Origin of the sequence: Microbacterium sp. CFBP9023, assembly GCF_034045055.1 — a bacterium.
Lineage (GTDB): Bacteria > Actinomycetota > Actinomycetes > Actinomycetales > Microbacteriaceae > Microbacterium.
The window spans coordinates 966565-982639 of record NZ_JAXCWI010000001.1 but is presented as its reverse complement, the minus strand read 5'-3'; the positions used below and the strand labels follow the sequence as shown (position 1 = coordinate 982639).

Here is a 16075-nt window from a genome sequence, read left to right as displayed (position 1 = left end):
CGGGGAGAGCAGATGAACGAGGAGACCATGAAGACCTGGGACGAACGCATCGACGAGGTGTGGGACGACGCGTCCGGCGAAGAGGTCGGAGACCAGACGATCGCCCGGATCGACGCGCTGGCCGCCGAGCGCGGCGTCGATGACGCCCGCGCGGAGTTCGAGCGCGCCGGGGCACGTGATTCGGCCGGCCGCCCCGCCGAGGCAGTCGAACTCTACCGGCGTGCGCTCGCACTGGGTCTCGACGACGAGCACCGCCCGCAGTGCGTGATCCAGCTGGCGAGTTCACTGCGCAATCTGGGCGAGTACGACGATGCCCTCGCCGTCATCCGTGCGGAGGAGGAGCTCTCGGCGGACGGCCCCTACCGGGATGCCGTGGCGACGGTCCACGCGCTGATCCTGGCGAGTTCCGGACGCCCGGCGCGGGGCCTGTCGGTCGCTCTCCTCGCACTCGTGCCGCACCTGCCGCGGTACCACCGCTCGATGACCGCGTACGCACACGAGATCGCGGAACTCGACGCCTGATATGCCGACGGCGAACACGGCCTGAGCGCTGCGTTGTCGCCGGTAGATTCGAATCACTGAAACACGGAATCAGGAGCTGACATGGCTGCAGAACCCCTCCTCGCTACGAGCGTCTTCGACCGACTGTTGAAAGACCGCATCATCTGGCTGGGATCGGAGGTGCGCGACGACAATGCGAACGAGATCTGCGCGAAGATCCTCCTTCTCGCCGCAGAGGACTCCGAGAAGGACATCTACCTCTACATCAACTCGCCCGGTGGATCGATCACCGCGGGCATGGCGATCTACGACACGATGCAGTTCGTCCCGAACGACATCGTCACCGTGGGCATCGGCATGGCCGCATCGATGGGTCAGCTGCTGCTGACCGCGGGCACGAAGGGCAAGCGCTACATCACGCCCAACGCCCGCGTGCTGCTGCACCAGCCGCACGGTGGCTTCGGCGGAACGTCGAGCGACATCCAGACGCAGGCGCAGCTGATCACCTCGATGAAGAACCGCCTCGCCGAGATCACCGCGGCGCAGACCGGCAAGTCGGTCGAGCAGATCAACGAAGACGGTGACCGCGACCGCTGGTTCACCGCCGACGAGGCGCTCGAGTACGGCTTCGTCGATCACATCCGCGACTCGGCCACCGACGTCATCGGTGGCGGCGGAACCGACCAGGACATCAAGTAACGGAAAGCGAAAGGACTCTCATGTACGCACCCACCTTCCGCTCTGCCGGCGATCTGCCCTCCAGCCGCTACGTGCTTCCTCAGTTCGAGGAGCGCACGGCATACGGCTTCAAGCGCCAGGACCCCTACAACAAGCTGTTCGAAGATCGAGTGATCTTCCTCGGCGTCCAGGTCGACGATGCGTCGGCCGACGACGTGATGGCGCAGCTGCTCGTTCTCGAGAGCCAGGACTCGGAGCGTGACATCACCATGTACATCAACTCGCCCGGTGGTTCGTTCACCGCGATGACGGCGATCTACGACACGATGCAGTACGTCGCGCCGCAGATCCAGACCGTGGTGCTCGGCCAGGCGGCTTCGGCCGCATCGGTGCTGCTCGCAGGCGGTCACCCCGGCAAGCGCCTGGCTCTGCCCAACGCCCGTGTGCTCATGCACCAGCCGGCGATGGGCGAGGCGGGGCACGGGCAGGCATCCGACATCGAGATCCAGGCGGCCGAGATCCTGCGCATGCGCACCTGGCTCGAGGAGACCATGGCTCGTCACACGGGCAGGTCGGTTGAGCAGGTCAACCGCGACATCGACCGTGACAAGATCCTGTCCGCCGCTGAGGCGCTGGACTACGGCATCGTCGACCAGGTGCTCACCTCGCGCAAGCGCATGTGATCGCATCTCCATGGTGAGAGGACGTCGGCCCTTCAGGGTCGGCGTCCTTTCGTCGTCTCCGGCGAATGTGCGACCACTGGAAGCGTCAATGCTCATATGAGCATCAAGGTGCGCGAACGGTGCCACGGACGTATGCTGGAGACGGAAGGAGGATGCCATGGAAGAAGAACTGATCATGGTCCGCGTCGCCGAGCTGTACTACGACGAGGACAAGACGCAGGACGAGATCGGCGCCCTCCTCAAGCTGTCCCGCTGGAAGGTGGGGCGCCTTCTCACACAGGCCAGAGAACGTGGCATCGTCCGCATCGAGATCGTGCACCCGCGTGCGCGCCGACTCGGACTCGAGCGCCAGCTCGTCGAACGCCATGGCCTCACGGCTGCCGTCGTCGTTCCCTCCCCGGACGGCGATGACGGGACCCTCGAGCGGGTCGCCCAGGCCGCGGCCGACTACCTCACTGCGATGCGGCCGGTGCCCCGCACGCTAGGCGTCAGCTGGGGGCGTACGTTGCGCGCCGTCGCAGAGTCGCTGCCCGAAGGATGGGCGACCGGCGTCACCGTCGTGCAGCTCAACGGGGGAGTGAGCCTCAACCGCCGTTCGGGCGGAGCCGCGGGCCTCGCCGTCACCATCGCCCAGCGTGCATCCGGACACGTCTCCCTCCTGCCGAGCCCGGCGATCCTCGAACGCGTCGAGACCAAGCAGGCGATCGAAGCCGACCGCACCGTCGCGGCCGTCCTCGTCGAAGCGGCCGAGGCGCAGGCGTTCCTGTTCACCGCGGGGCCCTGCGATGCGACCTCCGCGCATGTCGAGAACGGCTACCTCTCGGCATCCGATGTCGAAGAGCTCGCGCGCCGTGGTGCCGTGGGCGACGTCCTCGGACGGTACATCGACGCCGACGGCAACATCGTCGACCCGCAGCTCGACGCCCGGACGGTCGGAGTCGACCTCGGGCGCCTGCGCGCCGCGAAGCGCTCGATCTTCGTCACCGCCGGTGACGCCAAGCATGACATCGCGCGCACAGTCGTGACCAGCGGCCTGTGCAGCGTTCTGGTGACAGATGAGACCACAGCACGAGCATTGTTGGAGGAACGATGACGACCCAAGAACTCAGCCGCAGATCGGCGGTGGACGTTCTCGGCGGTGAGCCGGATGACGCCACGCTCCGCCGGTTCCTGCACGGACTCCCGGGGGTCGACGCCGTCGGCCTGGAGCAGCGCGCGGCCGCACTCGGCACGCGTTCGATCAAGACCACGTCGAAGGCCTGGGCACTCGACACGATCATCAAGCTGATCGACCTCACCACCCTCGAAGGCTCCGACACGCCGGGCAAGGTGCGCTCGCTGGTCGCCAAGGCGAAGAATCCGGATGCCGCCGACCCGACGACCCCCCGGGTCGCCGCCGTCTGCGTGTACGGCGACATGGTCGGCGACGCCGTCGAGGCGCTCGGAGCTCTGCACGGCGATCCGGACGAGGGACTCATCTCGGTCGCCGCGGTCGCCACCGCGTTCCCCAGCGGACGTTCCTCGCTGGCCATCAAGCTGGCCGACACCGCCGAAGCGGTCGCGGCCGGCGCCGACGAGATCGACATGGTCATCGACCGAGGAGCGTTCCTCTCGGGCCGATACGGACTCGTGTACGACCAGATCGCCCAGGTGAAAGAGGCATGCCGTCGTGCCGACGGTTCATACGCCTCGCTCAAGGTGATCCTCGAGACCGGCGAGCTCAACACCTACGACAACATCAAGCGCGCATCGTGGCTCGGCATCCTCGCCGGTGGCGACTTCATCAAGACCTCCACCGGGAAGGTGCAGCCGGCGGCGACGCTGCCGACGACGCTGCTCATGCTCGAAACGGTGCGCGACTGGCACCGGGGTACGGGAGAGCGCATCGGCGTCAAGCCCGCCGGCGGGATCCGCGCGTCGAAGGATGCGGTGAAGTACCTCGTGACGGTCGCCGAGACCGTGGGGGAGGAATGGCTCCAGCCGCACCTGTTCCGCTTCGGTGCCTCGAGCCTGCTGAACGACGTGCTGCTGCAGCGCCAGAAGCTCACCACCGGCCACTACTCCGGCCCCGACTACGTCACGATCGACTAGGAGCCCGCATATGTCATTCCTGGAATACGCTCCGGCACCGGAGTCGAAAGCAGTACTCAACCTCAAGGACAGCTACGGACTGTTCATCGACGGCGAGTTCGTCGACGGATCGGGCTCGAGCTTCGCGACGATCTCGCCGGCTGACGAGAGCCACATCGCCGAGATCGCCTCGGCGAGCGACGCGGACGTCGACCGGGCGGTCGCCGCCGCGCGTCGCGCCTACGAGAAGACCTGGTCGAAGATGAGCGGCCGCGATCGCGGCAAGTACCTCTTCCGCATCGCACGTCTCGTGCAGGAGCGGGCTCGCGAGCTCGCGGTCGCCGAGAGCCTCGACAACGGGAAGCCGATCAAGGAGAGCCGCGATGTCGACGTGCCTCTCGTCGCCTCCTGGTTCTTCTACTACGCGGGGTGGGCTGACAAGCTCGACTACGCCGGACTCGGCGCCAACCCGCGTGCGCTCGGCGTGGCCGGGCAGATCATCCCCTGGAACTTCCCGCTGCTGATGCTCGCGTGGAAGCTCGCTCCTGCTCTGGCGGCAGGCAACACCGTGGTGCTCAAGCCTGCGGAGACCACGCCGCTGACGGCGCTGATCTTCGCAGAGATCCTGCAGCAGGCGGATCTGCCGGCCGGTGTCGTCAACATCATCACGGGTGCCGGTTCCACGGGGGCCTCGCTCGTGCGTCACCCCGACGTCGACAAGGTCGCCTTCACGGGTTCGACCGGTGTCGGCCGCGACATCGCACGGGCCGTCGCGGGGACCGACAAGAAGGTCACGCTCGAGCTCGGCGGCAAGGCCGCCAACATCGTGTTCGATGATGCGCCGATCGACCAGGCCGTCGAGGGCATCGTGAACGGCATCTTCTTCAATCAGGGGCATGTGTGCTGCGCCGGAAGCCGACTGCTCGTGCAGGAGTCGATCCATGACGAGGTCATCGATCGCCTGAAGAGCCGCCTGTCGACGCTGCGCCTCGGCGACCCGCTCGACAAGAACACCGACATCGGCGCGATCAACTCGGCGGCACAGCTCGCCCGCATCCGTGAGCTGAGCGACATCGGCGAGGCCGAGGGCGCAGAGCGCTGGACCGCGGACTGCGCGATCCCCGACAAGGGGTTCTGGTTCGCTCCGACGATCTTCACCGGTGTCGAGGCGTCGCATCGCATCGCCCGCGACGAGGTCTTCGGCCCCGTCCTGTCGGTGCTGACGTTCCGTACGCCGGCCGAGGCGATCGCCAAGGCGAACAACACGCCGTACGGCCTCTCCGCCGGCATCTGGTCGGACAAGGGCTCGCGCATCCTCGCGGTCGCCGACCGTCTGCGTGCCGGTGTCATCTGGGCGAACACGTTCAACCGATTCGACCCGTCGAGTCCGTTCGGCGGCTACAAGGAGTCCGGATACGGCCGTGAAGGCGGACGTCAGGGTCTCACCGCATACCTGAAGGGGGCCTCCGCATGAGCAAGCGATTGACCGTTCCGAAGACTTACAAGCTGGCGATCGGCGGCGCCTTCCCGCGCAGCGAGTCCGGCCGCACCTACGAGGTGCTGTCGGCGAAGGGGGCATTCCTCGCGAACGCCGCCCAGGGCTCGCGCAAGGACGCACGGGACGCCGTCGTGGCCGCACGTGCCGCCGTGAAGGGGTGGTCCGGCGCCACCGCATACAACCGCGGGCAGGTGCTGTACCGGGTCGCCGAGGTCCTCGAGGGTCGCCGCGCGCAGTTCATCGACGAGATCGCCGCGCAGGAGGGCGTCTCCACGTCCGCCGCCGCCGCGCAGGTCGACGAGGCGATCGACCTCTGGGTCTGGTACGCCGGCTGGTGCGACAAGTACGCGCAGGTCGCGGGCAACGCGAACCCGGTCTCGGGTCCGTACTTCAACATCTCGGTGCCGGAGCCGACCGGCGTGGTCGCGATCGTCGCACCGCAGGACTCCGCGCTGCTCGGTCTTGTCTCGGTCGTGGCTCCTGCGCTCGTCGCAGGCAACACGGTCGTCGTGATCGCGAGCGAGCGGTTCCCGCTGTCGGCCATCAGCCTCGCTGAGGTGCTCGCCACGAGCGATGTGCCCGGGGGCGTCGTCAACGTGCTCACCGGGTCTCCCGCCGAGATGGCGCCCTGGCTCGCCTCGCACCAGGACGTCAATGCGCTCGATCTGGCCGGTGCCGGCGATCTCGAGTGGATCGACATGCAGATCGCCGCCGCCGAGACGCTCAAGCGCGTGCTGACTCCCGGCGCGGTCACCGTGTCTCCGGAGCGCATCGGCGCCTTCACCGAGGTCAAGACCGTCTGGCACACCAAGAGCCTCGTCTGACGTTCGAGCATCACGAAGCCCGTCTCCCCGCACCGAGGAGGCGGGCTTCGTCGTGCAGACGCGGACGGGCGATACGGACTCGAGATGTACGACGCCGCGCCAATGCGTCCCGGTGTCGGATGCAGCGGTTAGGCTCAGTAGACGATCTCAGGATCCCCCCTAGGAGGACGCGCATGGCCCGTATCGGCGAAAGCGCTGACCTGTTCAAGTGCTCATTCTGCGGAAAGAGCCAGAAGCAGGTGCAGCAGCTCATCGCAGGACCCGGTGTGTACATCTGCGACGAGTGCGTCGAGCTGTGCAACGAGATCATCGAGGAGCGGATGGCCGAGTCCTCCGCCGACGGCACGGCGGACTTCGAACTCCCCAAGCCGCGCGAGATCTTCTCTTTCCTCGAGGAGTACGTCGTCGGACAGGAGCCAGCCAAGAAGGCACTGGCCGTCGCGGTGTACAACCACTACAAGCGGATCCGCGCGCACGGCACCCTCCAGACGGCCGAGCAGAAGGCCGAGAGCGTCGAGATCGCGAAGAGCAACATCCTGCTCATCGGGCCGACCGGATGCGGCAAGACCTACCTCGCCCAGACCCTCGCGAAGAAGCTCAACGTGCCGTTCGCTGTCGCGGACGCCACGGCGCTCACCGAGGCCGGCTACGTCGGCGAGGATGTCGAGAACATCCTGCTCAAGCTCATCCAGGCGGCGGACTACGACGTCAAGCGCGCAGAGCAGGGCATCATCTACATCGACGAGGTCGACAAGATCGCCCGCAAGGCGGAGAACCCCTCGATCACCCGCGATGTCTCAGGTGAGGGCGTTCAGCAGGCCCTGCTGAAGATCATCGAGGGAACGGTCGCATCGGTGCCCCCGCAGGGCGGGCGCAAGCACCCGCACCAGGAGTTCCTCCAGATCGACACGTCCAACGTGCTGTTCATCGTCGCGGGCGCTTTCGCGGGCCTCGAGGACATCGTGTCGGCACGCGTCGGCAAGCACGGAATCGGCTTCGGTGCTCCGCTGCACGACAAGGGCAAGGACCTCGACCTGTTCAGCGAGGTGCTTCCGGAGGACCTGCACAAGTTCGGTCTGATTCCCGAGTTCATCGGTCGTCTTCCGGTCGTGACATCGGTGTCTCCGCTCGACCAGGATGCGCTCATCGACATCCTCACGGGTCCGCGCAACGCACTCGTCAAGCAGTACCAGCGCATGTTCGAACTCGACGGCGTTCAGCTCGAATTCGAAGAGGGCGCGCTCCGTTCGATCGCCGACCTCGCCGTCGAGCGCAAGACCGGCGCTCGCGGACTGCGGGCCATCCTCGAAGACGTGCTCGGTCCGATCATGTTCGAGATCCCCTCGGCCGAAGACGTCGCCAAGGTCATCGTCACCCAGGCGGCCGTCGACGAGGGCGCTCCGCCGACGATCGTGATGGAGCGCAAGCGCAAGAGCGCGTGAGTTCCGCTCCCTCGCCCTGGCGGGTGGTCGACAGCAAGCTGGTGCATGCAGACCGCTGGATCCGCGTGCGCGCGGATGACTGCGTCGACGAGCGAGGACACTCGATCGCTCCGTACTACGTGCTCGAATACGGCGACTGGATCTCGGTGCTCGCCGTCGATCGGGATGGCCACGCGATCGTCGTCGACGAGTATCGCCATGGTGCAGGAATCGTCGCGGTCGGGACGATCGGTGGCGGTGTGGAGGCCGGCGAGTCACCGGAAGTGGCCGCGATCCGCGAGCTGCGCGAGGAGACCGGGTACGAGCCCGACGAGATGATCGACCTCGGTCCCACCTGGGCCAACTTCGGCAGCCACACCAACCGGGTGCATCACTTCCTCGCGCGGGGCTGCGTGCGAGTCACCGAGCAGTCGCTCGATGAGAGCGAGGCGATCGCCGTGCACGTCGTGTCTCTCGACGGCCTCGGCGATCACCTCGCGCAGAGCTACCACCAGCTCACCTGGTACAAGGCGATGGAGCTGCTCGACCGCTGAGGTCACGTGGCGTGCGACCTGATCACGCCTCGAGTCCGCGCCGCTTCAGGAGCGGTGCGATCTCTGCATCGCGCCCGCGGAAATCGCGGTAGGCGTCGAGCGGATCCTTGGACCCTCCGACGCCGAGGAGACGGGAGCGGAACCGGTCGCCGTTCTCGCGGGTGAGTCCGCCGTTCTCGCGGAACCACTCGACGGTGTCCGCGTCGAGAACCTCACTCCAGATGTAGGAGTAGTAGCCGGCGCTGTATCCGCCCGAGAAGACGTGTGCGAAATAGGTCGACGAGTAGCGGGTCGGCACGGCAGGATCGTCGAGTCCGATGTCGGCGAGGGCGGCGGCCTCGAAGTCGGCCACGTCGAGGATCTCCGTCTGCGTGCTCACGCGATGCCATGCCTGGTCAAGCCAGGCGGCTGCGAGGTATTCGCTCGTGTCGTGGCCCTGGTTGAACGTCTCCGTCGCGCGCAGTCGTTCGACGATCGCGGGGTCGAGCGGCTCTCCCGTCTCATGATGCCGGGCATAGTTGTCGAGGACCTCGGGCCACAGGATCCACATCTCGTTCACCTGACTCGGGAACTCCACGAAGTCGCGGAAGACGTTCGTTCCGGCGAAGTGCGGGTAGGTGACGACGGCGAAAAGGCCATGCAGAGCGTGGCCGAACTCGTGGAAGAGCGTCGTGACCTCGTCGAGGGTGAGCAGCGTGGGCTCTCCCTCTCCGGGGAGCGCCACGTTGAGGTTGTTGACCACCACGGGCAGCGTCCCGCGCAGGCGCGACTGGCTCACGATCGGATTCATCCAGGCGCCACCGCGCTTCGAGTCGCGGGTATAGAGATCGAGCACGTACAGTCCGACCGCGCTCCCGTCCGCGTCCCTCACCTCGAACACACGCGCACCCGGGTGGTAGGCCCGGAGGTCCCGGCGCTCTGCGAACGTCACCCCGTAGAGCTTCGTCGCAGCGAAGAACACGCCGTCCTTCAGGACCCGCTCGGCCTCGAACCACGGACGGAGCGCGCTCGTGTCGATCGCGTATCGGGCGGTCCGCACCTTCTCCGTGTAGAAAGCCCAGTCGTGCGCCTCGACCGCGAAGGGCGTCGCCTCGGTCTCGTCGACGATCGCCTGCAGGGCTTCCTTCTCGGCTCGTGCGTTGCGTGCAGATGGCGCCGCGAGATCGCGCAGCATCCGCTCGACCGCGTCCGGCGTGCCGGCCGTCTCATCTGCCGTCACGTACGCGGCGTGCGAGGCATAGCCGAGCAGTGCCGCGCGCTCGGCGCGGAGGCGCACGATCTCGGCGAGCACGGGACGATTGTCGTTCCCGTTGTAACGCGACGCGCGCGACTGCGAGGCCGCCAGGATGCGGCGACGCGACTCGCGATCGCGGAGCTGCGCCAGGTACGGATGCCCGGTGAACAGCGGGAGGGAGATGACGAAGCGTCCGTCGAGGCCGCGATCCGCCGCCGAGCGAGCCGCTGCGGAGAGCTCACCGCTGCTGAGGCCCGCGAGCTCCTCGGGCGAGTCGAACACCACCGCGAGGTCGTTCGTGTCGTTGAGGAGGTTGCGCTCGAAGGTGTTGTTCAGCGTCGACAGCTGCTGGTTCAGGGCGGTGAGTCTGCTCTTCGCCTCGTCGCCGAGGGCCGCGCCCGCGTGGGTCATCTCGCGGTGGTGCCGTTCGACGAGGTACCGCTGCTCATCATCGAGCTCGAGATCGTCGAGGTGCGAGTGCACCTGCTGGACGCGCCAGTACAGCGCAGCGTCGAGAGTGATGGCATCCTGATGGGCCGCCATGAGAGGAGCGAGCTGTTCGTCGATCTCCTGGATCTCCGGCGTCGCATCGGCCGAGGTCACGGTGTAGAACGCGTGCGCGACGCGGTCGAGCAGCTCTCCTGAGCGCTCCAGCGCCTCGATCGTGTTCTCGAAGGTGGGCATCGAGCGCACCATCGTGATCCGGGCGATCTCTCGGAGGTGCTCGTCGAACGCGGCCTGCAATGCCGGCAGGTAGTGCTCGGGCCTGATGGCAGCGAAGTCGGGAAGACCGTAGGGGAGCGTGGACGGCTGAAGCAGGGGATTCGCGACGTCGGTCATCCTCTGAGCCTAGCCATCACCCGCAACAGGGACTCGCTTCCCGGCGGCGGCGTCCGTGACGGCACGGGCTCTGGCCGTATGACGCAGACGCGTGCAAAGTTTAATTTGCAAAGATTAGTTTGCAAAGAAGTCTTTGCAAGAGTACCGTCGACGGTATGGAAGACGAACTGCAGTTGCGACGCCTCGACGCGGGGGCGCTCAAAGCCCTCGCTCACCCGCTGCGTGTGAGGATCTTCGACCTGCTCAGCACTCACGGGCCGCAGACGGCGAGTTCGCTCGCCTCGATGCTGGGTGAGACGTCCGGGTCGACCAGCTATCACCTGCGAACGCTCTCGGCGCACGACCTCATCCACGAGGTCGAGGGCCGCGGCACGGCCCGAGAGCGCTGGTGGGAGCTTCCCGAAGGACGCATCGACATCCCCGGTCCCAGTCAGAGCATGTCACCGGCGAATCGAGCCGCGGCGCAGATCGTCTCGTCCGAGTTCTTCCGACTTCGCCACGAGACCCTGATGTCCTACGTGAATCGGCCGGACACGGACGTGCCCGAGGGCTGGAAGGACACCGGGTTGATCGCCACGACTCTGCTCGAGATGACCCCCTCGCAGATGGCGGGTCTCAAGGATGAGCTCATGGCGGTGGTCGACAGCGCGGTCGAGCGATTCCGCGGCCAGACCGGGCCGGATGTGCGCCGGGTGTCGCTGCGCACCGAGCTCTTCGACCTGCCGGCCTCCGGTGCTGTGCTCGCGGATGCCGCCGACTCGAAGACGGAGGAATCATGACCAGCGCGACCATCCGACTCGTCGCCCCGACGCGCACTGAGCGCAGGCTGCTCGGCCTCGCCGGTCTGCTCACGGCCTTCGTGGAACGTCGCATCGAACGTCGGGCCGAGAAGCGGACGCTCGCGCTGGATCTCCTGCGCGAGCAGCAGACCAGACGCCAGGATCCCCACGCCGTCGACCACATGCTCGCGCAGCTCGGCCTGCCGCGTCGATGACATCGCCACACGCAGCGAAGCCCCCTGTCTGGAGTTCCGGACAGGGGGCTTTCTGATCAGATTCGTCAGTCCTCGAAGGGGCGGGCGATCACGTCGCCGGCCCCGGTCTGCACGACCTCCCAGCCCGCATCGAGCTCGGCGATCGCACGGCCCTCGAGCCATGTGAGCGTCCAGTGTCCGGTGAGGCCGCGGGATTCGACCTCGACGATCGCCGGCCGGAGCGCGGCGGGAACGGATGCCGGCGGCTCCGAGCCGGTGGCCCACCGCGTACCCAGCTGCATCATGCCCCCTCGACCGGAGCGAGCTCGATCGCGGTGACCGCGAACTCGTCGGCCTCGGTGAACTCGAGGTCGGCGATGCGGCCGACGGCCTTGAGATCTTCGGCTGCGGCGCGGAGTGCGTCGAGCTTGGCGGCGGGCGCCGCGATCGCGGCACGAGATACCGGAGTCTTCTGCGATGCCTTCGCCTCGGTCTTGGCGCGGCGGATGCCGATCAGTGCCTCACTCGCGGCCGACAGCACCGCCGTGTCACCGTCGATGCCGAGAGGCTCCGGCCACGCGGCGGTGTGGACCGAGCCTTCTTCGAACCACGACCACACCTCTTCGGTCGCGAACGAGAGGATCGGCGCGAGAAGGCGCAGCAGCGTGGACAGCGCCAGGCGCAGTGCGAGTGCCGCGGAGGCCTGGCCCACGTCGTTCTGGTTGTAGGCGCGCTCCTTGACGAGCTCGAGGTAGTCGTCGCAGAACGTCCAGAAGAACCCCTCGGTGACCTCCAGCGCCTTGGCCTGGTCGTAGTTCTCGAACGCCTTGGTCGCCTCGGCGATCACGGCGTCGAGGCCTGTCAGCATCGAGGCGTCGAGGGCGTGCGTCACCTGGGCGCCTTCGGGCACCGGGAACGACAGCACGAACTTCGCCGCGTTGAGCACCTTGATCGACAGTCGGCGGCCGATCTTGACCTGCGTCGGGTTCTGCGGGTCGAAGGCGGCATCCATTCCCAGGCGGCTGGAGGCGGCCCAGTAGCGCACCGCATCCGATCCGTGGGTCTCGAGGATGTCCGCCGGCGTGACGACGTTGCCCTTCGACTTCGACATCTTCTTGCGGTCGGGGTCGACGATGAAGCCCGAGATCGCGGCGTTGCGCCACGGCGAGCGCCCGTCTTCGAGGGTCGAGCGCAACATGGTCGAGAAGAGCCAGGTGCGGATGATGTCCTGTCCCTGCGGGCGCAGGTCGAACGGTGCCGTGAGCTGCCACAGCTCCTCGTCGCGCTGCCATCCACCGGCGAGCTGCGGAGTGAGCGACGAGGTGGCCCAGGTGTCGAGGATGTCGGCCTCGGCCTCGAAACCACCGGCCACGCCGCGCTGATCCTCGGTGTATCCCTCCGGCACGTCGGTCGTCGGGTCGATGGGGAGACTGGCGTGATCGGGAGCGATCACGCGGTCGTAGTCGCGCTCGCCGTTCTCGTCGAGGCCGTACCAGAGCGGGATCGGCACGCCGAAGAAGCGCTGACGCGACACGAGCCAGTCTCCGGTCAGACCTCCGACCCAGTTCTCGTAGCGAACCCGCATGAAGTCCGGGTGCCACGCCAGCTGCGTTCCGCGCTCGAGCAGCTCGTCGCGCAGGTTCGCGTCGCGTGCGCCGTTGCGGATGTACCACTGGCGGGTCGAGACGATCTCGAGAGGGCGGTCACCCTTCTCGAAGAACTTCACGGCGTGGTTGAACGGCTTGCCGACGGCCGTCATGTCTCCGGTCTCCTGCAGCTTCTCGACGATGGCCTTGCGCGCGGAGAACACCGTCTTGCCCGCGAGCTCGGCGGTGTACCAGTCGATCGCGTCGGCGTCGGCGACGATCGACGGCGCCGTCGGGAGGAAACGTCCGTCGAGGCCGATCGTGGTCATGTTCGGGAGGTGGTCGCCCGCCGCCGTGCGCAGCTCGCGCCACCAGATGATGTCGGTCACATCGCCGAAGGTGCAGACCATCGCGGCGCCGGTGCCCTTGTCGGGCTGTGCGAGGTGGTGGCCGTGGATCTCGATCTCGGCGCCGAAGAAGGGCGTGCGCACCTTTGTGCCGATCAGGTGCTTGTGCGGGCCCTCGGGATGGGTCACGATCGCGATGCACGCGGGAAGCAGCTCGGGGCGGGTGGTCTCGATCGTGATCGAGCCGGATCCGTCGGCGAACGGGAAGTCGATGGTGTGGTACGCGGCCTGCTGGTCGCGATCCTCGAGTTCGGCCTGGGCGATCGCCGAGCGGAAGTCGATGTCCCACAGCGTCGGAGCGAGCGACTGATAGGCCTCGCCGCGCTCGAGGTTGCGCAGGAATGCGAGCTGGCTCTGACGGATCGTGTCGTCGGAGATGGTGCGGTAGGTCTGCGTCCAGTCGACCGAGAGGCCGAGCTGGCGGAACAGCGCCTCGAACTGCTTCTCGTCCTCGATCGTCAGACGTTCGCAGAGCTCGATGAAGTTGCGGCGGCTGATGGGCACCTGGTCGGCAGCGCGGCTGGACTTGTTGTCGCCGCCTTCGAACGGCGGGGTGAAGTCGCTCTGGTAGGGGAGCGTCGGGTCGCACCGCACGCCGTAGTAGTTCTGCACGCGGCGCTCGGTGGGCAGTCCGTTGTCGTCCCACCCCATCGGGTAGAACACGTTCTTGCCGCGCATGCGCTCGAAGCGCGCCTTGACGTCGGTGTGCGTGTACGAGAAGACGTGCCCGATGTGCAGGCTTCCGGATGCGGTCGGCGGGGGAGTGTCGATCGAGTAGACGCCCTCGCGGCCGGACTCCGCGGCGCGGATGCGGTCGAACAGGTACGTGCCCCGCTCGGACCAGGTCTCACCCCACTTCGCTTCGAGACCTTCGAGTGCGGGCTTGTCGGGAATAGCGGACATGAAGGTTCTCCTCGAGCGATGTATGCGGCACTGTGTGAGCGTGCCTGAGTGTGGATTGTGTCCCACAGTCTAATCGCCCGCGGCGGTGCAGAGTTCCGGTCCTGCCGCGCAGCGCCGGGGCGGAGAGGACGCTCTAGAATTGGATCCAGTCCAACAAACGACGCGTCCGCGTCCCTTCGCCTTCCCTCCCGAGGAACAGCATGCCCATCACCTTCCTGCGCCGCGCGATCCCGCTCGGTGCCACCGTCGCCGTGAGCGCCCTCCTGCTCAGCTCCTGCGCCGCGCCGTCCTCCGAGTCCGACGGCGGAGAGCTCGTCTGGTCGATCGAGGGCGCGAACCTCTCTGCCGGGCACATGGATCCGCAGGTGAGCCAGCTCGACGTCTCCGGCATGGTGCAGCGGACAGTGCTCGACTCGCTGGTCTTCCAGGAGGACGACGGCTCCTTCAGTCCCTGGCTGGCGAAGGAGTGGACCGTCTCCGACGACAGCACGGAGTACACCTTCGTCCTCCGTGACGACGTGACGTTCACCGACGGCGAGGTCTTCGACGCCGAGGCGGTCAAGGCAAACTTCGACCGCATCGTCGACCCCGAGACGGAGTCGGCGCAGGCGGCGTCGATGCTCGGAGCAGACTTCTACGCGGGTACGGAGGTCGTCGACGAGCACACCGTCACGGTCAGCTTCACCCAGCCGTACGCGCCGTTCCTGCAGGCGGCCAGCACGCCGCAGCTCGGGTTCTACTCACCGGCCGTGCTGGCGGAGTCCGCCGACCAGCTGAAGGCCGGAGGGCCCGATGTCACGGTCGGCACCGGTCCGTTCGTGCTCACCGAGTACACGCCCGATCAGGAGCTGGTGTACACCCGGAACGATGACTACGCCTGGGGGCCGCACGGCGAGGATGCGGCGGAGGTCGAGACGCTGCGCGTCGAGATCCAGCCGGAGGCCTCCGTGCGCACCGGCGTCGTGCAGAGCGGCGAGGCGGACCTCGCGAGCAACATCCCCCCGAACCTCGCGGGAGATCTCGGCGACGGCATCACCGTGGACTCGGTCGAGTACCCCGGCCTGCCGTACTCGCTGTACCTCAACGAGAAGTACGGTGTCTTCGCCGACGAGAAGGTGCGCCAGGCATTCGCTCGGGGCATCGACGTCGACGCCGCCGTCGAGGAGATCTTCTTCGGGCAGTTCCCACGAGCATGGAGCGTGCTCGGCTCGACGACTCCCGGGTACGACGCCTCCCTCGAGGACAGCTGGCCTTTCGATGCAGCAGCGGCGAACGCTCTCCTCGACGAGGCCGGCTGGACGGAGCGCGACAGCGACGGCATCCGCATGAAGGACGGTAAGCGCCTGTCTGCGCGGTGGATCGCATGGACCCCGGTGCCGGACGACCGGGCCGCCCTGGCGAACGCCATCCAGTCGGATCTCAAGGGGATCGGGTTCGAGGTCGTGCGCGAGGTGCTGGAGCCCGGCGCCTACAACGAGCAGTACGGTCCGAAGACCTTCGACCTGACGGACTGGGGATTCTCCGGCGTCGACCCCGACTTCCTCCGTGCGCACCTGCACACAGAGGGGTTCCAGAACGCCTCCCAGGTCACCGATCCGGAGATCGACGCTCTGCTCGACCAGGCCGTCGCCTCCAGCGACCAGGACGAGCGCAACAGCATCTACACGCAGCTGCAGGAGTGGAATGCGGAGTACACGGCCATCGTCCCGCTCTACAGCCCCTCGGCGATCACCGCCGTCGGCGAGCGGGTCAGCGGTCTCGACTACGACCTGTACGGACGTCCGCTGTTCTACGACGTGAGCGTCGGCTGACCGCTGAGCCGTCGAGCACCCTTGGGCATATCGCTGCGGTATCGTTCGTGAGCGAGCGCCGCGTGCCGAAGGGTGCTCAGAGATCGTCGAGA

At 67.1% G+C, this 16075-nt stretch carries 15 protein-coding genes; 12 read left to right on the top strand and 3 right to left on the bottom strand.

All coding sequences use genetic code 11. The annotated features are described in order from the left end of the window. The first annotated feature begins 12 nt into the window (after positions 1-12). The 9 genes from SOM10_RS04825 (at position 13) to SOM10_RS04785 (ending at position 8229) form a co-directional block, all read left to right on the top strand. Positions 13-522 (top strand): tetratricopeptide repeat protein, encoded by a 510-nt coding sequence (locus SOM10_RS04825; RefSeq protein ID WP_315985294.1) that lies wholly within the window; start codon positions 13-15, stop codon positions 520-522. A gap of 81 nt (positions 523-603) precedes the next feature. Next, complete coding sequence (locus tag SOM10_RS04820) at positions 604-1200, top strand: ATP-dependent Clp protease proteolytic subunit (protein WP_053096644.1); 597 nt, start codon at positions 604-606, stop codon at positions 1198-1200. Between the two features lie 20 nt (positions 1201-1220). Continuing rightward, positions 1221-1862 carry an ATP-dependent Clp protease proteolytic subunit gene (locus SOM10_RS04815; RefSeq protein WP_320488715.1) on the top strand — a complete coding sequence of 214 codons (642 nt, stop codon included), beginning with the start codon at positions 1221-1223 and terminating at the stop codon, positions 1860-1862. A gap of 157 nt (positions 1863-2019) precedes the next feature. Continuing rightward, positions 2020-2955, top strand: coding sequence for a sugar-binding transcriptional regulator (locus tag SOM10_RS04810; RefSeq protein ID WP_056278928.1), 936 nt, complete (start codon positions 2020-2022; stop codon positions 2953-2955). Beyond that, positions 2952-3953 (top strand): deoxyribose-phosphate aldolase, encoded by a 1002-nt coding sequence (deoC, locus tag SOM10_RS04805; protein ID WP_187249797.1) that lies wholly within the window; start codon positions 2952-2954, stop codon positions 3951-3953. The genes SOM10_RS04810 and deoC overlap by 4 nt, the downstream gene beginning before the upstream one ends. Before the next feature lie 10 nt (positions 3954-3963). Then, positions 3964-5406 (top strand): aldehyde dehydrogenase family protein, encoded by a 1443-nt coding sequence (locus tag SOM10_RS04800; RefSeq protein WP_320488711.1) that lies wholly within the window; start codon positions 3964-3966, stop codon positions 5404-5406. Next, a complete protein-coding gene (locus tag SOM10_RS04795; RefSeq protein WP_320488709.1) occupies positions 5403-6254 on the top strand; it encodes an aldehyde dehydrogenase family protein in 852 nt (283 codons plus the stop codon). The genes SOM10_RS04800 and SOM10_RS04795 overlap by 4 nt, the downstream gene beginning before the upstream one ends. A gap of 173 nt (positions 6255-6427) precedes the next feature. Continuing rightward, complete coding sequence (gene clpX / locus SOM10_RS04790; protein WP_053096617.1) at positions 6428-7696, top strand: ATP-dependent Clp protease ATP-binding subunit ClpX; 1269 nt, start codon at positions 6428-6430, stop codon at positions 7694-7696. Continuing rightward, complete coding sequence (locus SOM10_RS04785) at positions 7693-8229, top strand: NUDIX hydrolase (RefSeq protein WP_320488706.1); 537 nt, start codon at positions 7693-7695, stop codon at positions 8227-8229. Before clpX ends, SOM10_RS04785 begins: the two co-directional genes overlap by 4 nt. Before the next feature lie 22 nt (positions 8230-8251). On the opposite strand, the gene SOM10_RS04780 is transcribed toward SOM10_RS04785, so the two are convergent. Continuing rightward, positions 8252-10303: a M3 family metallopeptidase gene (locus SOM10_RS04780; protein WP_320488704.1), complete on the bottom strand. Its 2052-nt coding sequence runs from the start codon at positions 10301-10303 to the stop codon at positions 8252-8254. Between the two features lie 155 nt (positions 10304-10458). On the opposite strand from SOM10_RS04780, the gene SOM10_RS04775 reads away from it, so the two are divergent. Both SOM10_RS04775 and SOM10_RS04770 read left to right on the top strand, forming a co-directional pair. Then, positions 10459-11082 carry an ArsR/SmtB family transcription factor gene (locus SOM10_RS04775; RefSeq protein WP_053096611.1) on the top strand — a complete coding sequence of 208 codons (624 nt, stop codon included), beginning with the start codon at positions 10459-10461 and terminating at the stop codon, positions 11080-11082. After that, a complete protein-coding gene (locus SOM10_RS04770) occupies positions 11079-11297 on the top strand; it encodes a hypothetical protein (protein WP_072591421.1) in 219 nt (72 codons plus the stop codon). The genes SOM10_RS04775 and SOM10_RS04770 overlap by 4 nt, the downstream gene beginning before the upstream one ends. 65 nt (positions 11298-11362) lie before the next feature. Here the strand turns inward: SOM10_RS04770 and SOM10_RS04765 are convergent, their stop codons facing one another. Both SOM10_RS04765 and valS read right to left on the bottom strand, forming a co-directional pair. Then, a complete protein-coding gene (locus tag SOM10_RS04765) occupies positions 11363-11578 on the bottom strand; it encodes a hypothetical protein (protein ID WP_320488703.1) in 216 nt (71 codons plus the stop codon). Beyond that, positions 11578-14172 carry a valine--tRNA ligase gene (valS, locus tag SOM10_RS04760; RefSeq protein ID WP_320488702.1) on the bottom strand — a complete coding sequence of 865 codons (2595 nt, stop codon included), beginning with the start codon at positions 14170-14172 and terminating at the stop codon, positions 11578-11580. The genes SOM10_RS04765 and valS overlap by 1 nt, the downstream gene beginning before the upstream one ends. Before the next feature lie 200 nt (positions 14173-14372). Between valS and SOM10_RS04755 the strand changes: the two genes are divergently transcribed. Continuing rightward, positions 14373-15983, top strand: a complete 1611-nt coding sequence (locus SOM10_RS04755; RefSeq protein WP_320488701.1) for an ABC transporter substrate-binding protein — start codon at positions 14373-14375, stop codon at positions 15981-15983. The last annotated feature ends 92 nt before the right edge of the window (positions 15984-16075 follow it).